Source organism: Flavobacterium sp. GNP011, assembly GCF_056428925.1.
The window spans coordinates 16,579-40,021 of sequence record NZ_JBWJVJ010000008.1; the positions used below are offsets into that span (position 1 = coordinate 16,579).

The following is a 23,443-nucleotide window of genomic DNA, read 5'->3' on the forward strand; positions in this document are numbered from 1 at the left end:
TCCTTTGCTAAAAATTCTCTAATTTTGAAAATTACAAATGTTATAGGTACGACGCGTACAAATTGTAACTCAAAATTCATACCCATTTATGCAAAATCCTGAGGTTTTTATACTTGCAATAGAAAGTTCTTGCGATGATACCGCCGCTGCAGTTTTAAAAAACGACAAAGTACTATCAAATGTTGTAGCAAACCAACTTATTCACAATCAATACGGAGGTGTTGTTCCTGAACTTGCCTCTAGAGCTCATCAACAAAACATTGTTCCTGTAGTAGATGCTGCACTTAAAAAAGCAAATATACAAAAAGAACAGCTATCTGCAATTGCATTTACACAAGGTCCTGGCCTTATGGGCTCCTTACTGGTAGGAAGTTCTTTTGCAAAATCATTGGCTCTAGCCTTAAACATTCCGCTTCTTGCAATAAATCACATGCAAGCCCATGTTTTAGCACATTTTATTGATGAAGAAGGATTTGAAAAACCAACCTTCCCATTTCTAGCATTAACTATAAGTGGGGGTCATACCCAAATTATTAAAGTTGAAGATTATTTTACCATGACCATAATTGGCGAAACAACTGATGATGCTGTAGGCGAAGCATTTGATAAAAGTGCCAAAATCCTTGGTCTGCCCTATCCTGGTGGTCCTTTAATAGACAAATATGCTCAACTAGGAAACCCAAAAGCATTTCCATTTACCAAACCTAAGGTAGCTGGATTAGATTTTAGTTTTTCGGGATTAAAGACTGCAATCCTTTATTTTATTCAAAAGAAAACTGCCGAAAATCCAAATTTTGTAACTGAAAACTTAAACGATATTTGCGCCTCAATACAACATACCATTATTGAAATCTTAATGGATAAAATAAAGCTTGCTGTAAAAGAAACAGATATTAAACAAATTGCAATTGGAGGTGGCGTATCTGCAAACTCCGGCATTAGGACTACTTTAAAAGAAACCGAAAAAAAATACGGTTGGAAAACCTATATACCAAAATTTGAATACACAACCGATAACGCTGCAATGATAGGAATTGTAGGATATCAAAAATATTTATCACAAACATTTGAAAACTCTAATGTAGTTTCAAAAGCTAGAATACAATTTTAAATCACTATGCAATTATTTTACAACCCTACAATAAATGAAAACACTCAAAATTTTTCATTTGACAAAGAAGAAAGCAAACACATAATAAAAGTTTTACGAAAGAAAGATGCTGACATTCTTCATGTCACTAATGGTAACGGATTATTATTTACAACTCAAATAACATTAGCATCAGACAATAAATGTACTGTTGACATTATTTCGTTTATACAAATAGCACCCTCAACTTTCAAACTTCATCTTGCGGTTGCTCCTACCAAAATGAATGACCGTTACGAATGGTTTCTTGAAAAAGCAACCGAAATTGGAGTTCATGAAATCACACCTGTGTTTTGTGATCGATCAGAACGAAAAAACATAAATAAAGAACGTTTTGAAAAAATAGTGTTAACCGCTATGAAGCAATCAAATGCCGTTTTTTTACCAAAAATAAATGATGCAATATCTTTCAAAGATTTTATAAAACTCAATTCTTCAGGTGTAAAAATCATAGCACATTGCGAGGAAACCGAAAAAAAATCATTGAAAAATATTTTACAAAAAAACGTAGATTATACCATTTTAATAGGTCCAGAAGGAGATTTTTCAGAAAAAGAAATACAACTAGCACTCGAAAATGAATACACTCCTGTAATGCTAGGCGAAACACGATTGAGAACGGAAACTGCTGCAATTGTTGCCTGTCACAGTGTTATTTTCACAAACGAAAACTAAAGTTAATTCTATGAAAAATTATTTTTATTTCATAATCCTTTTTAGCTCCAGCTTATTTGCTCAGGAAATTGCATTAGTAAAATACAGCGGCGGTGGAGATTGGTATGCAAATCCAACTTCATTGCCTAACTTAATTAAATTTTGCAACAGCAATATAAGCACCCGTATTAAACAAAAGCCAGCTACTGTTGAAACGTCAAGTCCTGATTTATTGTCATATCCATACATTCATTTAACGGGACATGGCAATGTAGTTTTTAATGATACTGAAGTTAGTAATCTTAAAAATTATTTAGTGGCAGGCGGATTTTTGCATATTGATGACAACTACGGGATGGATCAATACATTAAAAAAGAAATAAAGAAAATTTTTCCAAATACAAACTTGGTAGAATTACCAGCCACACATCCCATTTTTCAAAAACCATTTGCTTTCCCAAACGGATTACCCAAAATTCATGAGCATGACGGCAAGAGACCACAAGCTTTTGGGATATTTATTGAAAATAAACTCGTTCTATTGTACACTTATGAAAGTGACCTCGGTGACGGTTGGGAAGATCCTGAAGTAAACAACGACCCGAAGGATGTACGTGAAAAAGCACTAAAAATGGGTGCTAATATCATTTATTATATTTTCAATAACTAAACAACTTAAAAGAACCCATCTTTTAAAAGTTAGTAAACTGTTAACTTCACTTATTATAAAAAGTTAAAAAACCAACTCTTGGCATACGTTACCTTATAATAAAATCAAGCCAAAAAAAATCTTCCCATTGATTTCCAAGTATCTAACTTTGAATCTAAAAAAACAAATTTACCTTTCAAATCAATTCATTTTTGAAATTAGATATTTCTTATTAAATTGATGAAAAATCAATCAATACTATACTTTAGTTCCTAATTTCTTTTGACATCATTAACATATAAGCATATTTATATATTTTACAAATCCAAACATATCAGAAAATTCGTGAATTTGAAAAAAAATTATTTCTTTCAATCCTTGTAAAACAAAGGATTATGATTTTTATCTAAAAAAAAAAATCGAAAAAGTTTTTTTTTCAAAATTATTGTTATAAAATTGTTAAATAATTAACCAAAACTATCAATATTTAACAAACGAATTATGAAAAAAATTATGTTACCTGCTTTAGCATTTATGATGCTTTTTTCTTGTCAAAATGACACAACCGAAACTACAGCTCCAGAAGCTTCAGCAACTCTTAAAAGAGGATGTGCTTCACAAGAAGTTTTAGCTGCTCAAATGAAAGCAGACCCTACTCTTGCTCTTAGAATGAACAAAATTGAAGAGTTTACAAAAAACGCCATGCTTAACGGAAGATTAGTTAATGGTAAAGTACAAATTCCTGTTGTTGTAAATGTATTGTACAAAACAGCAGCGGAAAACATTTCATTAGCACAAATTCAATCACAAATTGATGTTTTAAACAAAGATTTTAATGCTACAAATTCTGATTTCAACTCAGTTCCTGCTTTGTTCTCTGGTGTTAAAGCTAATGTTGGAATTTCATTTGTATTGCAAAGTGTAGTTAGAAAAGCTACAACTACTACATCATTCTCTACAAACGATGCTATGAAAAAATCTTCAACAGGAATTGCACCAACTACACCTACAACTGTGTTAAATATGTGGTCTTGCAATTTAGGCGGTGGAGTCTTAGGATACGCTCAATTTCCTGGAGGAGCTTCATCAACTGATGGAGTAGTTATTGATAACAACGCATTTGGAACTACTGGAACAGTAGCTGCACCTTTCAACCTTGGAAGAACTGCTACTCACGAGGTAGGTCACTGGATGAACTTACGTCATATTTGGGGCGATGCTACTTGTGGAAGTGATTTAGTTTCTGATACACCTACTCACAATGATGCAAACTATGGTGTTCCTGCATATCCTCACTACAGTACTTGTACAGGCACTCCAGTAGAAATGACAATGAACTACATGGATTATACTGACGATAGAGGAATGTACATGTTCTCTAACGGTCAAAAATCTAGAATGGCTGCTTTATTCGTTTCTGGTGGATCAAGAGCAAGTTTCGGAATATAATTCCAATTGTTATTAATATAGAAAACTCGCTACTTGTTAGCGAGTTTTTTTATATTTACAGCCTAAATATAAATTATGATTACCTCAAAAATTATTTCAAACGGTATTTTAAGAGCCCTTTTTACTATAATCTGTTGTGGTTTGCTTCTCTTTTTTATATACCAAATTCAGTCTATTCTTATTTATATCATTATTTCATTGATATTAACACTGATTGGCAATCCAATTTTGAATTTTTTCAAACATAAACTAAAGTTCAATCATCTTGCTGCTACAATTGTAACTTTACTTTTATTTATTGGAATTTTATCTGGCTTAATTATGATGTTTATTCCTTTGATTCTTTCTCAAGGCGCAAACCTTTCATTATTAAATACTGTCCAAATTGAAAAAGATATTATTCTTTTAATAGATCAAATTAGTGTTTTTTTAGACGATCACAATATCGACTCTGCTAAATTACTAAAGGAATCAAATATCACTTCTAAACTTAATTTTAATTTCATCCCAAATTTTTTAAATTCAATTTTAAATACCATCAGTAGTTTTGGCGTGGGATTAGGCTCTGTTTTATTTATAACTTTTTTCTTTTTAAAAGACCGATTAATTTTTATCCTAAGTGTTAAAAAACTTATTCCTGCAAGCCATGAAGAACAAGTTTTAAACTCATTTGATAAAATAAATGGGTTACTCTCAAGATATTTTATAGGGCTACTATTACAGCTATTTATTGTTTTTATATTATATGTTATTGTACTCTTAATTTTTGGCGTACCGAATGCAGTTGTTATTGCATTCCTCTGTGCGGTACTTAATATCATTCCGTATGTTGGTCCTTTAATTGCATCTGTTTTAGCAGCAATTTTAACCATGCTAAGCAATTTAGGAAGTAATTTTCAAACAGAAATACTGCCGGTAACAATATATGTACTCATAGGTTTTTGGATCGTACAAGTGATAGACAACAATGTATCACAACCTCTTATTTTTTCAAAAAGCGTAAGCTCTCACCCATTAGAGATTTTTCTAGTCATTCTCATTGCAGGTTTTCTTTTTGGAATTTTAGGAATGGTAATCGCTGTTCCTATTTACACGATTATCAAAGTCATAGGAAAAGAGTTTTTTCCTGAAAATAAAATTATCATGCTGTTAACAAAAGATATTTAACGTTGAACTCAAAAATATTAGATTCTGATATCCAATTGTTTATAAACAATAATTTGGATAAAAATATAGCACAGCTTGCCTTGCAAAAAAATCCGTTTGATTCAGTAGATTGGATTCAAATTATTAACCAAATCGAAGCTAAGGCTAAAGCCAAGGATAAACTTCCTACTTGGTTCTCTACCGCTTTAATTTATTACCCAAGCAAAATTTCTGTAGAACAAACATCTTCAGAAAAAACGGCAGCCTACAAAGCATCGCTAATCCATGGGACATCACTTATTGATCTCACAGGCGGTTTTGGGGTTGATGACTATTACTACTCTAAAAAAATTAAAGATATAGTTCATTGCGAAATTAATACTGAATTATCTCAAATAGCAAAACATAACTTTAATCAACTCAATTGCAATTCAATCACATGTTATCCCGGAGATAGTAATGATACGCTTAAAAATATAAATAAAGAATGGGACTGGATATACATTGACCCCTCCAGAAGAAATGATGCTAAAGGCAAAGTTTTTATGCTAAAGGATTGCTTGCCAAATGTTCCTGAAAACTTAGATTTTTACTTTCAAAAAACCAATTCAATTTTGATAAAAACAGCACCTTTATTGGATATTACCGCTGGACTTTCAGAACTTAAATACGTTAAAAGCATTCATATAGTTGCTTTAGAAAATGAGGTGAAAGAACTCCTATGGGAATTGCATAAAGAATACTCCGGAGCTACCACGATAAAATCAGTCAACTTAACAAAAAATGAAATCGAAAAATTTGATTTTATTTGGAATGATAATAGCCAAATTGCAACTTACAGTGAACCTCAAAAATATCTTTACGAAGCAAATAGTGCCATAATGAAATCTGGAGGATTTGATGCCGTAAGTGCTTTTTATAAAGTAAATAAATTGCATAAACATTCCCATTTATACACATCGTTAAAACAAATCCCTTTTCCAGGGAGAACGTTTCAAATACGAAAATCATTTCCATACTCAAAAAACGAAATGAAAATACAACTCGAAAATAAAAAAGCAAACATTACAATACGAAACTTTCCAGATACAGTAGAAAAAATAAGAAAAAAATGGAAAATTAAAGATGGAGGAGACACCTATTGTTTTTTTACAATTGATGAAAATAATGACAAAATTGTTTTACTTTGCGACAAAATATAATTGAAATGAAATACATAACAATACTCTTTTTTGTACTAATTAATACTGCTGTTTTCAGCCAAAAACCTTGTGAATACAGTGAGAATATTACAGATTCTATAGGTTCCTACAAAATAACAAAAGAATACATGATTAGTGAGAAAAATTTTGGAACAAATAAAAGTTACATCTTTTTCTCCCTAGCTATGACTGATGGCTTACCTACTTTAAACGTGCAAACCATTCAAAAAAGTAAAGACTTCATAAGAGCAAATTGTTTCGATAAAAACTCAAAGATTTACCTACAATTAAACAACGGTAAAATTGTAACCTTAATTCATGTTGATCAAGAGAATTGTGGCACCATTTTAAGAGATGACAATCAATTTGACAACAGAATTAACTCAGGCATTTTTATGTTTGCTAAAGAAAATTTTGAAGATCTTAAAACAGTCCCTATCACTTTAATGCGAATTAAATACTTAACTGATACTGAAGACCATATAGTAAAAAAAGAATTCAAATCCGAACTCAATAACGAAACCTACAATCCAGAAAACTATTTTATCAATTATTTAAAATGTGTAGAATAGCTATTATTCACATTCCCATTTCACATTAGAAACAGGATTTTTCAAGCCCGCTTTCAAATTGTAATGCCACCATTCTGAATCAAATGAATTAAAACCAGCACTAATCATTACTGATTTCAATAGTTTTCGGTTTTGCAATACATTTTTTGGTAAATCCTGATATAAATGACTTGCTTTCTCGCCAAAAAAATCAAAATCAGTACCCATATCTACAGATTTCCCTTGACTGTCCACAAGGGAAATATCTACAGCTCCACCTCTATTGTGAATGGAACCTGTTTTAGGGTTAGCCACATACTTAGGATTTGGAACTATTTCCCACATTTTTTTTTGGATATCCAAAGGTCTGTAGCAGTCATAAATTTTTATTGTATATCCTTTTTGAGCCAATTTAGCATTGGCTTTAATCAAAGCTTTAACGGTTTTTAATCGCAAAAAGCACTCTGCACAATCATAAACCTTAGCTTTCAAAAAATTATCATCAGTTGCGTACTTCATGTCGTATACAAACGCGTTACTATAACTTTTTAAATTCACAAAAGTCGTGTCATTCACTTTGTCATTTTTAGCATTATGTGAATTAGCTAACGAGGATTGTGCCCAACAAATATTGAAAAACAAAAACATAAAAGGAAGTAGAAACAATTTCATTTCAAATGTGGTTAAAATAAGGTAAAGAATGTTTTACTGTAAATTTATAAAAAATACGATTGGATTAAACACAAAAAACCCACTGATTACAGTGGGTTTTAAAGTGAAGGCAGAAGGATTCGAACCTTCGACCGCCTGCTTAGAAGGCAGGTGCTCTATCCAGCTGAGCTATGCCTCCATTGCTCATGTAAAAAAATCTAGTCGGGGTGGCAGGATTCGAACCTGCGGCCTCCTGCTCCCAAAGCAGGCGCGATAACCGAGCTACGCTACACCCCGAAAACAAAAACTTAAAGCGGAGGGACAGGGACTCGAACCCTGGCACCGATCACTCGATGACAGTTTAGCAAACTGCTCCATTACCACTCTGGCACCCCTCCAAGCTCAAGAAACGTGTTCTGTTTTGCGGTTGCAAACTTACTACTTCTTTAGACTTCTCACAACTATTTTTGATGTTTTTTTTAATATTTTTTTAAAATTAATCAAAAATACTTCACAGTCAAACACATAGAAGTTTTAAATTTTATAAAATTATTATATCCTCATCCAAATATAAATTTACTTAAAAAAGATTAAATTTGCTTCATAAACTAACATTATGAAAGACATGAACAAAAGAGTTGTTATCGTTTCTGCCGTAAGAACACCTATCGGAAGTTTTATGGGAGCATTATCGACAGTAACTGCCCCAAAATTGGGTGCTGCTGCTATAAAAGGTGCTTTAGACAAAATAAATTTAGACCCAAACTTAATTGACGAAGTTTACATGGGTAACGTAGTTCAAGCAGGCGTGGGTCAAGCTCCAGCTAGACAAGCCGCTTTGTTTGCAGGATTACCTAATACAGTTGCCTGTACCACTATTAACAAAGTATGTGCATCAGGTATGAAAGCTGTTATGATGGCTGCTCAAGCTATTCAATGTGGCGATGCCGAAATTGTAGTAGCAGGTGGTATGGAAAACATGAGTTTGATTCCACATTACATGAACCTTAGAAGCGGAACAAAATTTGGACCATCAACAATGCTTGACGGAATGCAAAAAGATGGCCTTACAGACGCTTATGATAACAGTGCAATGGGAGTTTGCGCTGATTTGTGTGCTACCGAATACAATTTTTCTCGTGAAGATCAAGATGCGTATGCTATTCAATCTTACGAAAGAAGTGCTAAAGCATGGGAAACCGGCAAATTTGACAATGAAGTAGTACCTGTTGCTGTACCACAGCGCAAAGGCGACCCTATAATTGTTTCTAAAGACGAAGAATACACTAATGTAAAACTAGACAAAATACCTTCATTAAGTCCTGTTTTTACTAAAGACGGAACGGTAACAGCTGCTAACGCATCAACTATCAATGACGGTGCTGCTGCGGTGATCATGATGAGTGAAGAAAAAGCACTTGCATTAGGTTTAAAACCGTTAGCATACATAAAAGGCTATGCTGATGCTGCGCAAGAACCAAAATGGTTTACCACAAGTCCTGCTAAAGCTTTACCAAAAGCACTAGACAAAGCTGGAATCACGCTCGATGATGTTGATTATTTTGAATTCAATGAGGCGTTTGCAGTTGTTGGACTTGCAAATTCAAAAATATTAGGCTTAGACAATGCTAAAGTTAACGTAAACGGTGGCGCTGTATCACTTGGACACCCGCTAGGATGTTCTGGAGTGCGTATTATTGTAACTTTATTAAATGTATTAGAACAAAATAACGCAAAAATAGGTGCTGCTGCTATTTGCAATGGCGGTGGTGGTGCATCTGCAATTGTTGTAGAAAGAATGTAATACTTAATAAAAATGGAGCAAATTAAAGGTTTTGATTTGCTCCATTTAACCTTTTAAAAAATCATAAATGTTCGGAATTTGTAATCTTGCGGTCATTCCGCTGCGTCATGAAGCAAGTGATAAAAGCGAAATAGTTTCTCAAGTTTTATTTGGAGAACATTTTGAAATTTTAGAAAAATACAATCAATGGTATAAAATAAAATTGCAGTACGATAACTACGAGGGCTGGATTGACAGTAAACAAATGCAACTAATATCTGAAAGTAGCTATCAAAATCTTACTAATGATACTATAATTTTAAACGCTGATTTACTAGAATACATAACCGGAACAAATAACTTGATGCTTCCGATACCGCTTGGTGCTTCATTATCTTTTTTAAACCATCTTGACATTAATAAAGATAATTATGAATTTGAAGGCACTAAAACGAGCGGTAAAAAAAACAAAGACAACCTTATCAAAACTTCCTTCATGTATCTGAATGCTCCTTATTTATGGGGTGGAAAAACACCTTTTGGCATTGATTGTTCAGGTTTTACTCAAATGGTCTATAAACTTAACGGATATCATTTATTACGAGATGCATCACAGCAGTCAACTCAAGGTGAAGCTTTAAGTTTTATTGAAGAGAGCGAACCTGGAGACTTAGCCTTTTTTGATAATGACGAAGGATCTATCATTCACGTAGGAATAATCATGGATGACAATTATATTATTCACGCTAGTGGCAAAGTCCGTATAGATAGAATTGACCACTTAGGAATATTCAATACTGAAACCAATAAGCACACTCACAAATTAAGAGTTATCAAAAAGATTATATAAAAAAACCTGTCTATTACTAGACAGGTTTTTTAGTATAAGTACACAATACTACATTTTAGCTTTTAATGCTTTAGCTTCAGCAGTCATTTCAAGAGCATTGTAAACTCCTAATAAAGTTTTAGAAACGTCAGTATTTTTAGAATCTAACTCTACTCCTTTTTCTAAGAATGGAATTGCAGAACGAAAAATATCTTCTCTTTTCTTTTTTAATTCATCATAACGCTTTTGATCTTTTTCAGTGGTTCCTAGCTTATTCATCGCATCAATGATTTCTTTCTCATTATCTAATTTCATTGCTGCAAGATTAATATAAGCATTAAGATACTTAGGATTAATCTCAATTACTCTCTTATAATACTTCTCAGCATCTGCGAAATTTTTAGCATTTGCACTAAGAACTCCTAGGTTAAAAATCAAATCTGCATCATTAGGATTTTTTTCTAAAACCTCAGCTATTAATTTTTTATATGTTTCAAAATCCTTTGTCTCAAGGTATAGGTTAGCCTCAGTCAATAAAAGAGATCCATCTTCAGGATTTGCAACTCTTGCCTCTGCAATTGCTTTTTTAGCTTCGGCAATTTTCCCTTTTTCAACTAGAATTAAGGCCATATTTTTATAAACTTCACCTCTTTTTGATGGGATAACTTCTGTTCTAGGCTTTTCGTGAGTGCCCATTTTTACCATTTTATCTCTTTCTTGTAGAGAAGTAAAAAAATCTTCCTGAGTAGTTAATTTATTTACTGCAAAATAACTAGTTCCTTTACCAGAATAATTTAAAGTCTTTAAATTACTGTACAACTCTAATGCTTTGTCATAATCTTTTGCATTTACATAAGTGGATGCAGCATAATACAAGTTAATCGTATCTTTTTTATCTAACTGATAAGCGTCATACAATTTTCTTGCGCTATCAGAGAATTTTTCAACCTTTGAATCTGCAATAGCATTATTAATCAATTTGTATTTAATATCAGTAATTGAAGTAGCTGCTTGTGTAGTAAATTTAATTTTACCTGAAGCTTTTTCAGCAGCAATTAAATCTTGGTAAGCAACTGCTGCTTGAGATAAATTTTTATCAGTATCTATACTTTTATTTGCTAAGTCTAATAATGTATTTCCTTTTACAAAATAAAACTGTGCTTTTTCAGCATCGGGTGCGTTAGCTATCAAAGGTTCTGCTTCAGCTAATAACGTTACAGCTTCTTGACTTTTTCCGCTTTTTAATGCCTTTTCGGCTGCTTTAATTTGATCTTTTTGAGCAAAAGTATAGATACTGATACCAATAAAGTTGATGCTAGTATTACATATTTACTATTCATAATATTCTCTGTTTGTTTAATAATTATTCTTAATTAAGTGTATTCTTATTCCTCTGATTCGTCGTCTTCAGATTCCTCATTAACATCTTCGTCATCTTCAATTACCTCGTCGTCGTCGTCGTCATCTTCAACAACTCCATCATCTTCTAAGACTTCAAGATCAGGTTTTACTCGTTCAATTACCGCTGTTTCAATCACATTACCATCTTCATCAAGAATAACTTCATTTACATCATCTTTCATCACTTTGGTAACAGCCGCAATTGAGTCTTTTCCTTTAAGGTTTATAAGTCGAACACCTTGCGTTGCTCTTCCCATTACTCTTAAATCTTCAATTGCCATTCTAATCGTTAAGCCAGATTTGTTGATAATCATTAAATCATCAGCATCTGTCACAGCATTGATAGAAATCAATTGACCTGTTTTCTCAGTGATGTTTAAAGTTTTAACTCCTTTTCCACCACGATTTGTAATCCTATACACATCTTCTCCATCATCATCAACAAGTTTTGTTCGTTTACCATAACCGTTTTCAGTAACAACAAGAATTTGAGAATCGTTTATATCATTTTTATCCACAGTAACCATGCCAATAACTTCATCAGTTTCGTCTTTTAAAGTAATTCCTCGAACTCCAGAAGCGGTTCTACCCATTGGTCTGGTTTTAGTTTCCTCAAAACGAACTAATTTACCTGATTTAACAGCTAATATAATTTGGCTTTCCCCATTTGTCAATTTAGCTTCAAGTAATTCGTCACCTTCTTTAATAGTAATTGCCGCAACACCATTGACTCTAGGTTTAGAATATTTCTCTAAAGATGTTTTCTTTACCTGTCCTTGCTTAGTAACCATAACAAGATTATGACTATTGATATAGTCTTTGTCTTTTAAATCTTGAGTACAAATGAAGGCTTTAACTTTATCATCACTTTCAATGTTGACCAAGTTTTGAATTGCCCTACCTTTTGCCGTTTTACTTCCTTCTGGAATTTCATAAACGCGCATCCAGAAACACTTCCCTTTTTGAGTAAAGAACATCATATACTGATGATTAGTAGCCACAAACATGTGTTCTAAGAAATCTTGATCTCTTGTACCCGCACTTTTTTGACCTACTCCTCCTCTATTTTGCGTTTTATACTCCGTTAAGTTAGTACGCTTAATATAACCCGCATGCGAAATAGTAATTACCACATTTTCATCGGCAATTAAATCTTCAATACTTACATCACCACCAGAATATTGAATGGTAGAACGACGTTCGTCACCGTACTTATCACGAATTTCTTCTAACTCTTCTTTAATTAATGCTGTTCTTAAATTAACATCGGCAAGTAAGGCTCTCAAGTGATCAATCAATTTCATGATTTCTTCATATTCTGCTCTTAACTTATCTTGCTCAAGACCTGTTAATTGACGCAAACGCATTTCTACAATTGCTCTAGACTGAATATCTGATAAATTAAATCTTTCAATTAATTTAGTTCTAGCTTCTTCTGTATTTTTAGAAGCTTTAATTAATGCAATTACTTCGTCAATATTATCTGAGGCAATGATTAACCCTTCTAAAATATGAGCTCTTTCTTCGGCTTTTCTTAAATCAAATTGCGTCCTACGAATAACCACATCATGACGGTGTTCTACAAAATAGTGAATCATGTCTTTTAGATTCAACATTTGCGGACGCCCTTTAACCAATGCAATATTATTTACACTGAAAGAAGATTGCAACTGTGTGTACTTATATAGAGTATTCAAAACTACATTTGGAGTAGCGTCTCTCTTTAATATGTACACAATTCGCATCCCATTTCTATCCGATTCGTCACGAATATTCGCTATTCCCTCTATTTTTTTATCATTTACTAAGTCAGCAGTACGTTTAATCATGTCTGCTTTATTAACTTGATACGGAATTTCGGTAACAATAATAGATTCTCTACCGTCAACCTCTTCAAAACCTACTTTGGCACGCATAACAATACGACCTCTACCTGTTTTAAAAGCTTCACGAACCCCTTCATAACCATATATAATACCCCCAGTAGGAAAATCTGGTGCCTTAATATGATTCATCAACTCATCTATCTCAATTTCATTGTTATCAATATAAGCAAGTGTACCATTAATCACTTCGGTTAAGTTGTGTGGTGGCATATTAGTAGCCATACCTACAGCAATACCAGTAGCACCATTAATCAATAAAGTAGGTACGCGGGTTGGCATTACTTTTGGCTCATACAAAGTATCATCAAAGTTCAATTGAAAATCAACAGTTTCTTTTTCGATGTCTGCCATAATTTCTTCCGAAATTTTACGCATTCTAGCCTCAGTATAACGCATTGCAGCTGGACTATCTCCATCTACAGAACCAAAGTTACCTTGACCATCAATTAATAAGTAACGCATACTCCATTCTTGAGCCATACGCACCATAGCATCATATACAGATGTATCACCGTGCGGGTGATACTTACCTAAAACTTCTCCAACAATTCTTGCGGATTTTTTATGGGCTTTATTTGAAAAAACTCCTAGATCATACATTCCATAAAGAACTCTTCGATGTACAGGCTTTAAACCATCTCTAACATCTGGAAGCGCTCTTGATACAATTACTGACATCGAATAATCGATGTAAGCTGATTTCATTTCATCTTCTATGTTAATAGGAATTAACTTTTCTCCTTCAGACATAAGTTGTTATATTAAATAATTATATTAAATTCAAAACGTGCCAATATACAGCTTTCTGATTTTTTTTCACTAGTTTTACGAGACTTATTTATATGATTTATTAACAATATTCAGAGCCGAATTAGTTAATAATTTAAAGGAAATTTAACTTTAAAATCATGATAAATTTTGTCACTTAGCTGACAAGGGATTGGAATAGGAATGGTTTTTGTTTTTCAATACTTAATTCACTAAATTTACGATATCAAATATATATTATGGATGATAATTTTTCACCAAGAGTAAAAGACGTTATCACCTACAGTAAAGAAGAAGCTTTACGACTAGGTCACGATTTTATAGGCACAGAACATTTAATGCTAGGAATACTAAGAGACGGGAATGGAAAAGCAATCCAGATTTTAAACAGTCTAGATATTGATTTAGACCATTTACGAAGAAAAGTAGAAATACTAAGTCCAGCTAGTACGGGAATAGATACAAATCCTGAAAAGAAAAACTTGCATTTAACGCGACAAGCTGAACGTGCTCTAAAAACTACTTTTCTAGAAGCCAAGGTCTTTCAAAGCATATCTATCAGCACAGCACACCTATTATTATGCATCCTAAGAAACGAAAACGATCCCACAACAAAGCTATTGAATAAACTTAAAATTGATTACGATATAGCTAAAGAACAGTATTTAAATATGACTCCAAGCGAAGACGATTTTACCGAAAATTTACCTAGAAATGAATCATACAATGACGATTCAGGACAAGATGACAGTTTTAAAGAAGGAACTTTCAACAATCCAGCCAATAAGTCTAACAAGAAGTCAAAGACTCCAGTTTTAGATAATTTTGGTAGAGATTTAACAGAAATGGCCGAAGAAGGAAAACTAGATCCAGTAGTGGGACGCGAAAAAGAAATTGAACGCGTTTCTCAAATCTTAAGCCGTCGTAAAAAAAACAACCCTTTATTAATAGGAGAACCTGGAGTAGGAAAATCAGCAATTGCTGAAGGTCTAGCATTACGTATCATTCAGAAAAAAGTTTCTAGAACATTGTTCAACAAACGCGTTGTAACACTTGATTTAGCAAGCCTTGTTGCTGGCACCAAATACCGTGGCCAGTTTGAAGAACGCATGAAAGCGGTTATGAATGAACTAGAAAAAAATGATGACATCATTTTATTCATTGATGAAATTCATACCATTGTAGGCGCAGGTGGGGCTACAGGCTCTCTTGATGCATCAAATATGTTCAAGCCAGCACTAGCTAGAGGAGAAATTCAATGTATTGGTGCTACAACTCTTGACGAATACCGCCAATACATAGAAAAAGACGGTGCTTTAGAAAGACGTTTTCAAAAAATAATTGTAGAACCAACATCGGTAACTGAAACAATTACAATTTTAAATAATATCAAGAACAAATACGAAGACCACCACAATGTTACCTATACTCAGGAAGCAATTGAAGCTTGTGTAAAACTTACAGATCGTTACATGTCTGACCGCTTTTTACCAGACAAAGCCATTGATGCTTTAGACGAAGCTGGATCTAGAGTGCATATCACAAATATTGAGGTTCCTAAACAAATTTTAGATCTTGAAAGACAACTTGAAGAAGTTAGAGAACTAAAAAATGTTGTGGTAAAAAAACAAAAATACGAAGAGGCTGCAAAACTTAGAGATGATGAAAAACGCATCGAAAAAGATTTGGCAATAGCCCAAGAACAATGGGAAGAAGATGCTAAAAACAATCGCATAGAAGTTACAGAGGATAATGTAGCCGATGTTGTTTCTATGATGAGTGGTATTCCTGTAAACCGTATTGCTCAAACCGAAAGTAATAAACTGGCTAAATTACCAGAACTTATTGAAGGCAAAGTAATTGGTCAAAAAGAAGCTGTGTTGAAGATTGCACGTTCTATTCAAAGAAATCGTGCTGGATTGAAAGATCCTAATAGACCTATTGGTTCCTTTATTTTCTTGGGACAAACTGGAGTTGGAAAAACACAATTAGCAAAAGTTATAGCTAAGGAACTTTTCGACTCAGAAGATGCATTGATACGCATAGACATGAGCGAGTACATGGAGAAATTTGCAATCTCACGCTTAGTTGGGGCGCCTCCTGGCTATGTAGGTTATGAAGAAGGTGGTCAGCTTACTGAAAAAGTAAGAAGAAAACCGTATTGCGTCGTATTGTTAGATGAAATAGAAAAAGCGCATCCTGATGTTTTCAATATGTTGCTACAAGTTCTTGATGACGGATTTTTGACTGATAGTCTCGGTCGAAAAATTGATTTTAAGAACACTATCATCATCATGACCTCAAATGTAGGTGCCAGACAGTTAAAAGATTTCGGGCAAGGGGTAGGTTTTGGAACTGCTGCAAAAGTATCACAAGCAGATGATAATTCGAAAAGTATCATTGAAAATGCATTGAAAAAAACGTTTGCTCCTGAATTCCTTAACCGAATTGATGATGTAATTGTCTTTAATGCTTTAGAAAAACATGATATTGATTTGATTATCGAAATTGAATTGAAAAAATTGTTTGCACGTGTTGCAGAATTAGGATATCAATTAAATCTTTCTGATAAAGCAAAAGCATTTATTGCAGATAAAGGTTTTGACAAGCAATTTGGAGCTAGACCCCTAAAAAGAGCTATTCAAAAATATGTTGAAGACACACTTGCTGAAGAAATTATTACTTCAAAAATAAGTATTGGTGATGAAATCTTCATGGACATTGAAGAGGGAGCTCAAGAATTAACGGTAAAAGTTCATAAAGCTGGCGAAGCTTCAAACTCATAAATTAATTTAGATTCGTATGCATAAACCCGTTACGTTTTCATAACATAACGGGTTTATTGTTTACAAGAAAAGATCCTTATTTTTAAAAACAAATATCTACATTTGGACTTTAAATTAAGGTTAAAAAAAACAGGTATGTCAGATAATAAAGTTATTTTAGGTAGTGAGGAATGGTGTTCATTTCCTGAACTAGGAATTCCTACAATAAAGGCACGCGTAGATTCAGGAGCAAAAACCTCCGCATTACACGCAATAAACATTGCTCCATTTATAAAAAATGATAGTAATTGGGTGAAATTCGACATTAATCCAATACAGAATAATCTAAAAACTGTCATTCATTGTGAAGCTCCCTTGATTGATAAACGTATTGTAAAAAGCTCTAGCGGTTTTAGAGAACAACGTTATGTGATTCAAACTAATTTACAGATAGGAACCTCACAATGGCCTATTGAGATGACCTTGACTAACAGAGACTCAATGGGTTTTAGAATGCTCCTTGGTCGCGAGGCAATGAGCGGACGTGTACTCGTAGATCCAGAACAAAAATACCTACTAGGTCAACCTACATCAGACACTCTAAAAGAATTATATAAAAATTCAGAAAAAGCAGCATCAGGCTTACGAATAGGTCTTTTAGCCAGCAACCCAGAACTATATAGCAACAAACGTATTATGGAAGCGGGTGAAATGCGAGGTCATGAAATGCATTTTTTAAATATCAAGGAATGCTATATGAAATTAGATGCCAAAACACCTGAAATTCATTATCGAGGCGGAAAAATTTTAAATCAATTTGACGCTATTATCCCAAGAATTAGACCTAGTATTACATTTTATGGTTGTGCCTTAACACGTCAATTTGAAGCTTTAAAAGTATATTGCTTGAACTCATCAAATGCTATTACACAATCTCGTGACAAGCTTTATTCGCTACAATTATTGTTAAATCATGGCGTTGAAATTCCCACTACAGGATTTGCTAATTCACCATTGGACACAGATGATTTAATTAAAATGGTTGGAGGATCACCGTTAATTGTTAAACTACTTGAAGGAACTCAAGGTAAAGGTGTTGTTTTGGCTGAAACCAAAAAAGCTGCAGAAAGTGTTATTAATGCATTTAAAAGTTTAAATGCAAATATATTAGTTCAAGAATTCATTAAAGAAGCGAATGGAAAAGACATCCGTTGTTTTGTCATCGACGGGAAAGTGGTTGCCGCAATTCAGCGGGAAGCAATGCCAGGTGAATTCAGAGCTAATATACATCTAGGAGGAACAGCCTCTGTAATTAAAGTCACACCAGAGGAGAAGAAAATTGCCATTAAGGCAACCAAAGCAATGGATTTAAAAGTAGCAGGTGTTGACATAATTCGATCCTCAAAAGGTCCGTTACTATTAGAAGTTAACTCGTCACCAGGTTTAGAAGGAATAGAAGGCGCTACCAATAAAGATATTGCTGGAGAGATGATCAAAGCAATTGAAAAGCACTTTCATCAAAAAGTAGATTTGAAATAATCTTTTAAATACTCTCTAGCTGCAAGACAAAAGTAGCTAGAGTAATTACCTTATAATAAAAATAAGTAATAAAAATGAACGAGTATTTGATTATAATTATTCGAAGTAGTGCTGTTTATTTTTTTATGGTTATTGCTTTACGCCTCTTCGGAAAAAAAGAATTATCCCAATTGAATACTGCTGATGTTATTCTAATCTTACTTATCAGCAACTCCGTTCAAAATGCAATGGTAGGAAACAATACTAGTCTATGGGGAGGCATTGCAGCAGCATCAGTCCTTTTTAGCATCAATTTTATTTAAAAAAAACTGATGTTCAGATTCCCTAAATTTAGTGATTTCATGCAAGAAAAGCCAGAAATCCTAATTCATAATGGCAACATTGACTTTAAAACTCTAAGTAAATTGAACATTACTTTAGACGAATTGAAAGAATCTATGCGGGAACATGGAATAGAACATTTTAATGAAGTTAAACTGGCTATGCTGGAGATTGATGGCAACATTAGTATTATTTCGGATAACAATCATTTAAAACAGACCTATCACAAACGAAAACATAATCATAAAAATCTTAACGGATAAAAAGAAGGCTCATATTTGTTTGAATAATAAACTTTCAATCACATTTAAGAAATTTATTTTTTAACGGTTTTTAAAAACTAAATTGATAATCTGTTTCAGTTTATTAAATCAATATAATATTGACAACTAGGAAATAAAAATATCAAAAAACCATTATGATAAGAATGGTTTTTTATAAAATAATTTAATTTTTTAATTTTATATAAAAATACGGAGCATATAATAAATTATTGCAGCTAATACTGCTGATATAGGAATAGTTAACACCCAAGCCCAAATCAAACTTACCGTCATACCCCATCGAACAGCTGAAACTCTCTTTGTTAATCCAACACCTATTATAGAACCTGTAATGGTATGAGTAGTACTTACTGGAACTTTAAAATGCTCCGTAAAATACAAGGTAAGTGCACCTGCAGTCTCTGCTGCAACTCCTTCAAAAGAAGTTACTTTTGTAATTTTTGACCCCATTGTTTTTACAATTTTCCAACCGCCGCTCAATGTTCCAGCCGCTATAGCAGAGTAACAGGCTAGAGGAATCCATTCTGGCATTTTAAAAACTCCTTCTTCATTTGGTAAAACAACATCTAACCAATCTGGAAGACTTTCTTGACTCAATCCACTTGTTTGTATATAAACCGTAACTGCTGCTGCAATAATTCCCATAACTTTCTGAGAATCATTACCCCCATGTCCAAGGCTAAATGCTGCTGATGACAACAATTGCATCTTTTTTAACCAAGCAGTAGATTGATGTAAGTTTAAACTACTAAATATCAATCCAAACCCACTTACTGATAAGATAATAAAAGCAACTAAAAACCATTTTATATTGTGCGACTCAAAGACCACACTCCAAAAATGAGAATCAAAACGCGGTTTTTTAATATCAGCATAATAAACCATTTGAGTCTCTACGAACCAAATCGTTAATAACATCAAACAAACTGTAAAAACTTTAGGATAAATACTCCTCTTTGATGCATTCAAAAGCCAAATAGAAATCAAGTAAGACATCAAAGCACCTAAAAGTGGTGCCAGAACAATAAAAGCAATGATTACTATAACTCCAGAAGGAAATCCGCCGTCTTTACCAGCAGTGTACCAGTTTACAGTTTCATACCAATAAGCTGTATGCAACTCTACACCTGACCCTACTGAATATCCCGAGAAACCATGAACTGCAAGAGCATGAGCAATAGCTGCTCCTGCAAAACCACCAATAAGTGTATGTGATGAGCTTGATGGAATACCTTGCCACCAAGTAAATAAATTCCAAATAATTGCTGCTATAACACCCGCTAATATAACTACAAGATCAATCTCTAGAGTATTGGCTGTTTTTGCTACAGTATCTGCTACACCAAAACCAAAAACCCAATAAGCCAAAAAATTAAAAAATGCAGCCCAAACTACTGCTTGAAATGGCGACAAAACTTTTGTTGCAACAACCGTAGCTATTGCATTGGCCGCATCATGAAAACCATTGATGTAATCAAAAATCAAAGCCAAAACAATAATAACTATAAGTAAGGTGAAGTCCATAAGAATGATTTCAGGAAAAAAGGAAATTAATTAAGAATGTTTTACAGAAATAGATTCTAATACTGCTGCTACACTTTTACATTTATCTGTTGCTGTTTCAAGAACAGATAGTACTTCCTTATATTTGATAATGTTTTTGGCATCCGTTTCGTTTTCAAATAAATCCAAAACAGCTTTATCGTAAACATTATCCGATTTATTTTCTAATTTATTGATGCGAACACAAGCATCAGTAATGTTTTTCATTTTCTTTAAATCTCTCAATTCTCTTATAGCAACATCAATATTTTGACATGCTTCAAGATTAATCTCCGTTAATTTACGAATTGATTTAGTGATTTTATCCACTTGGTACAAGCGCATTCTACTTGCCGCTCCATGAAGATTATCTGCCACATTATCAATTGCAGTAATTAAAGAGTGAATATCTTCTCTATCAAATGGAGTGATGAAATTTCTGCTCAACTCAAGGTTTGTTTGACGTGTAATGTCCTCTCCTTTTTGTTCTAAAACATCAATTTTTTGAAAAAGAATTTCGCGCTCTTTGAAAGGTAAATTTACAGCCTCATGCAAATTCATTGCAATTTCTATTAAATTACTAGATGCTTCTTCAAAAAGTGGAAAAAACTTTTTGTCTTTAGGAACCAAAAATTGGAAAAAATTATTAATGTTCATTTGATTTAATTTTAGTCAGGCAAAATTACTTCATTATTAATTGCTAACGTTAAGCTATTGTTAACAAATTATTTTCAACTGGATAACTATTTAAGAAAGCCACTGTCTCCAAAATATCGTAGTGTAGAATCCTATCCTCAGCAATCAAAGGCACTACAGAGCGATAAGAATCTATAAAATTTTCGATTAAAATACTGGACTTTAAAGGTTTTCGGTATGCTATTGCTTGTGACGCATTGAGGAGTTCAATAGCTAAAATACGTTCTAAATTATCAACAACACGGAGGGCTTTTGTAGCTGCATTAGCGCCCATACTTACGTGATCTTCTTGACCATTACTCGATACAATATTATCAATACTGGCAGGCGTAGCCAATTGCTTATTTTGACTTGCAATACTTGCAGCTGTATATTGCGGAATCATTAGTCCTGAGTTAAGTCCTGGATTATCAACTAAAAACGCAGGCAATCCTCTATTTCCGGATATTAATTGATAGGTTCTACGCTCAGAGATACTTCCTAACTCTGACAGGGCAATTGCTATAAAATCAAGAGCCATAGCTAGGGGTTGACCATGAAAATTTCCGCCAGAAACGATTTGATCCTCATCAATAAAAATATTTGGATTATCAGTTACCGAATTAATCTCTGTTGTGAATATTTTTTTTACATACTCAAAAACATCTTTTGAAGCTCCATGTACTTGAGGAATACATCTAAACGAGTAGGGATCTTGTACGTGATTCTTAGATTGTTTTATAATTTCACTGCCTGACAGAAAATGAATCATGTTTTTTGCTGTCAAAATTTGTCCTTTATGAGGCCTAATAAAATGAATAAGCTCATTAAAAGGTTCTATTCTTCCATCAAAACCTTCCAGAGACACTGCACTTATAAAATCTGCAAAGTAGGATAATTTATTCGATTTTAGCAATATAAAAACCCCATAAGCGCTCATAAATTGAGTACCATTTAACAATGCTAATCCTTCTTTTGATTTTAATACAATTGGAGCCCAGTCAAATTCTTTTAAAACTTCTGCTGCTTGAACCTTTTGATCTTTGTAATAAACCTCACCTTGACCAATGATTGGTAAAGATAAATGAGCCAATGGTGCTAAATCACCACTTGCACCAAGAGACCCTTGCGTATAAATTACGGGTAAAATATTATTATTATAAAATGACACTAACCTCTCCACTGTTTCCAGTTGAATTCCAGAGTTCCCATAACTCAGAGATTGTATTTTTAATAAAAGCATCAACTTAACAATCTCTTTTGGAACTTCATCTCCTGTTCCACAAGCATGAGACTTAACCAAGTTTTCTTGAAGTTTAGACAAATTTTCATTAGAAATCTTAACATTACACAAAGATCCAAAACCCGTATTAATCCCATAGATAGGTTCTACTTGCGAAGTCATTTTTTTGTCTAAATAGGCTCTGCAATTTTGAATGTTTATTTTTGCTTCGTCTGAAAGGGCTATTAATTGATTCTCTTTAATAATCTTCCCTACAGATTCAAGTGTAAGCAACTCAGTGCTAACATAATGTATATTTTCCATCAGTATCCTATTTGAAAAGTAAATTTGATCAATTCTTTAATAGTATACAACATAAAATCATACTAATTTAAAATTACTCCTTAAACAAAATTTAATTTTGAAACCCAACCTAATATTAAAACTATAATTGATTGACCTAGTTATGTCTGGTTATTTATTCTGAAAAAATAAAATGTAATAGATTAAAATGTCTTCTAGAGATTTTTTTAACAAAATTATCCCATTCAAGATAAAAACAGCACCTTTTAAAAATCATTAAATAACTTAAAAATTAAGAATCACATGATTTCTATAACTTAAATACAGTTGAAATTTAACAATCACTATTTTACGCTTTAGATAATTTAAATTCCATAAAAATCATTCGAAAAAAGCTGTCTTTAAGCTAAATAATGTATTTTTGAAAAACAAATGATCTACAACAAAGCAACATATAACACTACTGATACTACCCTATTATGGGAAGAAAATTTTGTTGCTTTAACTTTTACATCAACTACTACTACCCCTTAGGGGTATTTCTTTCACATATAATCCTATACGTATACTTTGTAAAAAGTCAATTTTGCAGGTGATAAACTCATGTAGTAATCATGATACAACATTTTACACCTCATCAAGATTATTCGATTCTAAAAAACCAAACACTATA

General features: G+C 33.0%; 17 protein-coding genes, 3 tRNA genes and 1 pseudogene. 12 read left to right on the forward strand and 9 right to left on the reverse strand.

What is annotated here, in order from left to right:
* The first annotated feature begins 88 nt into the window (after positions 1–88).
* From tsaD to AC061E_RS08825, 7 genes are all read left to right on the forward strand, one after another.
* On the forward strand, positions 89–1,111 hold the full coding sequence (gene tsaD / locus AC061E_RS08795; protein ID WP_478285896.1) for a tRNA (adenosine(37)-N6)-threonylcarbamoyltransferase complex transferase subunit TsaD: 1,023 nt from the start codon (positions 89–91) through the stop codon (positions 1,109–1,111).
* A gap of 6 nt (positions 1,112–1,117) precedes the next feature.
* Positions 1,118–1,825 (forward strand): 16S rRNA (uracil(1498)-N(3))-methyltransferase, encoded by a 708-nt coding sequence (locus AC061E_RS08800; RefSeq protein ID WP_478285897.1) that lies wholly within the window; start codon positions 1,118–1,120, stop codon positions 1,823–1,825.
* A 10-nt stretch (positions 1,826–1,835) separates the two neighbouring features.
* A complete protein-coding gene (locus AC061E_RS08805) occupies positions 1,836–2,474 on the forward strand; it encodes a DUF4159 domain-containing protein (protein ID WP_478285898.1) in 639 nt (212 codons plus the stop codon).
* 480 nt (positions 2,475–2,954) lie between these two features.
* The gene (locus AC061E_RS08810) at positions 2,955–3,902 is read left to right on the forward strand and encodes a zinc metalloprotease (RefSeq protein WP_478285899.1); all 948 of its coding nucleotides are present in this window, start codon (positions 2,955–2,957) and stop codon (positions 3,900–3,902) included.
* 75 nt (positions 3,903–3,977) lie between these two features.
* Positions 3,978–5,069, forward strand: a complete 1,092-nt coding sequence (locus AC061E_RS08815) for an AI-2E family transporter (protein ID WP_478285900.1) — start codon at positions 3,978–3,980, stop codon at positions 5,067–5,069.
* 2 nt (positions 5,070–5,071) lie between these two features.
* Positions 5,072–6,250, forward strand: a complete 1,179-nt coding sequence (locus AC061E_RS08820) for a THUMP-like domain-containing protein (RefSeq protein ID WP_478285901.1) — start codon at positions 5,072–5,074, stop codon at positions 6,248–6,250.
* 5 nt (positions 6,251–6,255) lie between these two features.
* Positions 6,256–6,822: a hypothetical protein gene (locus AC061E_RS08825; protein WP_478285902.1), complete on the forward strand. Its 567-nt coding sequence runs from the start codon at positions 6,256–6,258 to the stop codon at positions 6,820–6,822.
* Positions 6,823–6,825: 3 nt separating this feature from the next.
* On the opposite strand, the gene ddpX is transcribed toward AC061E_RS08825, so the two are convergent.
* The 4 genes from ddpX to AC061E_RS08845 all read right to left on the reverse strand — a co-directional run bounded on the left by ddpX (position 6,826) and on the right by AC061E_RS08845 (position 7,850).
* The gene (gene ddpX, locus AC061E_RS08830; RefSeq protein ID WP_478285903.1) at positions 6,826–7,473 is read right to left on the reverse strand and encodes a D-alanyl-D-alanine dipeptidase; all 648 of its coding nucleotides are present in this window, start codon (positions 7,471–7,473) and stop codon (positions 6,826–6,828) included.
* Positions 7,474–7,577: 104 nt separating this feature from the next.
* Positions 7,578–7,651, reverse strand: a tRNA-Arg gene (locus AC061E_RS08835).
* Positions 7,652–7,674: 23 nt separating this feature from the next.
* Positions 7,675–7,749: transfer RNA gene (locus AC061E_RS08840), tRNA-Pro, on the reverse strand.
* A gap of 17 nt (positions 7,750–7,766) precedes the next feature.
* A tRNA-Ser gene (locus tag AC061E_RS08845) sits at positions 7,767–7,850 on the reverse strand.
* 227 nt (positions 7,851–8,077) lie between these two features.
* On the opposite strand from AC061E_RS08845, the gene AC061E_RS08850 reads away from it, so the two are divergent.
* Complete coding sequence (locus AC061E_RS08850; RefSeq protein WP_478286000.1) at positions 8,078–9,256, forward strand: acetyl-CoA C-acyltransferase; 1,179 nt, start codon at positions 8,078–8,080, stop codon at positions 9,254–9,256.
* 67 nt (positions 9,257–9,323) lie between these two features.
* A complete protein-coding gene (locus AC061E_RS08855; protein WP_478285904.1) occupies positions 9,324–10,085 on the forward strand; it encodes a C40 family peptidase in 762 nt (253 codons plus the stop codon).
* A 48-nt stretch (positions 10,086–10,133) separates the two neighbouring features.
* Here AC061E_RS08855 and AC061E_RS08860 read toward each other — a convergent pair whose 3' ends face one another.
* Together AC061E_RS08860 and gyrA are read right to left on the reverse strand one after the other, a co-directional pair.
* On the reverse strand, positions 10,134–11,255 hold the full coding sequence (locus AC061E_RS08860; protein ID WP_478285905.1) for a tetratricopeptide repeat protein: 1,122 nt from the start codon (positions 11,253–11,255) through the stop codon (positions 10,134–10,136).
* A 194-nt stretch (positions 11,256–11,449) separates the two neighbouring features.
* Positions 11,450–14,101, reverse strand: a complete 2,652-nt coding sequence (gene gyrA, locus AC061E_RS08865; protein ID WP_478285906.1) for a DNA gyrase subunit A — start codon at positions 14,099–14,101, stop codon at positions 11,450–11,452.
* A 257-nt stretch (positions 14,102–14,358) separates the two neighbouring features.
* Here gyrA and AC061E_RS08870 point away from each other — a divergent pair, with 257 nt between their 5' ends.
* The 3 genes and pseudogenes from AC061E_RS08870 to AC061E_RS08880 all read left to right on the forward strand — a co-directional run bounded on the left by AC061E_RS08870 (position 14,359) and on the right by AC061E_RS08880 (position 19,007).
* Entirely contained in the window at positions 14,359–16,905 is a 2,547-nt protein-coding gene (locus AC061E_RS08870; RefSeq protein WP_478285907.1) for an ATP-dependent Clp protease ATP-binding subunit, read from the forward strand.
* A 135-nt stretch (positions 16,906–17,040) separates the two neighbouring features.
* On the forward strand, positions 17,041–18,423 hold the full coding sequence (gene rimK / locus AC061E_RS08875) for a 30S ribosomal protein S6--L-glutamate ligase (protein WP_478285908.1): 1,383 nt from the start codon (positions 17,041–17,043) through the stop codon (positions 18,421–18,423).
* 74 nt (positions 18,424–18,497) lie between these two features.
* Positions 18,498–19,007, forward strand: a pseudogene (locus AC061E_RS08880) (DUF421 domain-containing protein).
* Between the two features lie 198 nt (positions 19,008–19,205).
* On the opposite strand, the gene AC061E_RS08885 reads toward AC061E_RS08880, so the two are convergent.
* The 3 genes from AC061E_RS08885 to hutH are packed head-to-tail and all read right to left on the reverse strand — an operon-like array spanning position 19,206 to position 22,791.
* Positions 19,206–20,552 carry an inorganic phosphate transporter gene (locus tag AC061E_RS08885; RefSeq protein ID WP_478285909.1) on the reverse strand — a complete coding sequence of 449 codons (1,347 nt, stop codon included), beginning with the start codon at positions 20,550–20,552 and terminating at the stop codon, positions 19,206–19,208.
* Positions 20,553–20,582: 30 nt separating this feature from the next.
* Entirely contained in the window at positions 20,583–21,227 is a 645-nt protein-coding gene (locus AC061E_RS08890; protein WP_478285910.1) for a DUF47 domain-containing protein, read from the reverse strand.
* A 49-nt stretch (positions 21,228–21,276) separates the two neighbouring features.
* Positions 21,277–22,791: a histidine ammonia-lyase gene (gene hutH / locus AC061E_RS08895; RefSeq protein WP_478285911.1), complete on the reverse strand. Its 1,515-nt coding sequence runs from the start codon at positions 22,789–22,791 to the stop codon at positions 21,277–21,279.
* Between the last annotated feature and the right edge of the window lie 652 nt (positions 22,792–23,443).

Coding starts and splice junctions, on each gene's coding strand:
- AC061E_RS08825 (WP_478285902.1), top strand. CDS start 6,256: ATGAAATACATAACAATACTCTTTTTTGTACTAATTAATACTGCTGTT.
- AC061E_RS08805 (WP_478285898.1), top strand. CDS start 1,836: ATGAAAAATTATTTTTATTTCATAATCCTTTTTAGCTCCAGCTTATTT.
- AC061E_RS08855 (WP_478285904.1), top strand. CDS start 9,324: ATGTTCGGAATTTGTAATCTTGCGGTCATTCCGCTGCGTCATGAAGCA.
- AC061E_RS08885 (WP_478285909.1), bottom strand. CDS start 20,552: ATGGACTTCACCTTACTTATAGTTATTATTGTTTTGGCTTTGATTTTT.
- AC061E_RS08870 (WP_478285907.1), top strand. CDS start 14,359: ATGGATGATAATTTTTCACCAAGAGTAAAAGACGTTATCACCTACAGT.
- AC061E_RS08850 (WP_478286000.1), top strand. CDS start 8,078: ATGAACAAAAGAGTTGTTATCGTTTCTGCCGTAAGAACACCTATCGGA.
- hutH (WP_478285911.1), bottom strand. CDS start 22,791: ATGGAAAATATACATTATGTTAGCACTGAGTTGCTTACACTTGAATCT.
- tsaD (WP_478285896.1), top strand. CDS start 89: ATGCAAAATCCTGAGGTTTTTATACTTGCAATAGAAAGTTCTTGCGAT.
- gyrA (WP_478285906.1), bottom strand. CDS start 14,101: ATGTCTGAAGGAGAAAAGTTAATTCCTATTAACATAGAAGATGAAATG.
- AC061E_RS08810 (WP_478285899.1), top strand. CDS start 2,955: ATGAAAAAAATTATGTTACCTGCTTTAGCATTTATGATGCTTTTTTCT.
- AC061E_RS08800 (WP_478285897.1), top strand. CDS start 1,118: ATGCAATTATTTTACAACCCTACAATAAATGAAAACACTCAAAATTTT.
- AC061E_RS08890 (WP_478285910.1), bottom strand. CDS start 21,227: ATGAACATTAATAATTTTTTCCAATTTTTGGTTCCTAAAGACAAAAAG.
- ddpX (WP_478285903.1), bottom strand. CDS start 7,473: ATGAAATTGTTTCTACTTCCTTTTATGTTTTTGTTTTTCAATATTTGT.
- rimK (WP_478285908.1), top strand. CDS start 17,041: ATGTCAGATAATAAAGTTATTTTAGGTAGTGAGGAATGGTGTTCATTT.
- AC061E_RS08815 (WP_478285900.1), top strand. CDS start 3,978: ATGATTACCTCAAAAATTATTTCAAACGGTATTTTAAGAGCCCTTTTT.